Origin of the sequence: Limosilactobacillus avium, assembly GCF_947381485.1 — a bacterium.
Lineage (GTDB): Bacteria > Bacillota > Bacilli > Lactobacillales > Lactobacillaceae > Limosilactobacillus > Limosilactobacillus avium.
Genome location: NZ_CANCWN010000099.1, coordinates 1 through 474 on the forward strand (window position 1 = coordinate 1; position 474 = coordinate 474).

Below are 474 nucleotides of genomic sequence, written 5' to 3' on the forward strand. Positions count from 1 at the left end.
TTAATGGCATCAGTTGCCTGTTGAACATAAGCTTTTGACTTGTCTTTCATGCTCTTGCCCTTAGGGAAGAATTGACGCAAAAGACCATTGCAGTTCTCATTGGTGCCCCTTTCCCATGGAGAATATGGGTGAGCAAAGTAAATCTGGCAGCCCTTGATCTTGGTCATATCCGCAAACTCAGAGCCATTGTCAAACGTGATTGATTTAAACCAGGCAGGATGTCTGTCAATCTCCTTTTGAAGCAGCCTTTGGCATGTGCTTGCCCGATAGTCAGGAATCTTGATAACTACTTCAAAGCGTGTGGTTCTTTCAGTCAAAGTCATTAAAGCAGGCTGATTCTTGCGTCTGACGCCTTTAACCAGATCTCCTTCCCAGTGCAGCGGAGCTTTTCTGTCTTCAACCTCCTTAGGACGCTGTTCAATGGAATTGCCAAGATGCTTCTTGTGCAAAGCGTGACCGCCATGGCTGTGATGA

General features: G+C 46.0%; 1 protein-coding gene. It reads right to left on the reverse strand.

The genetic code is table 11. From position 1 onward, the window contains the following. On the reverse strand, positions 1-474 hold a 474-nt coding region (locus tag QOS01_RS10460; RefSeq protein WP_283622277.1), incomplete at both ends, for an IS30 family transposase.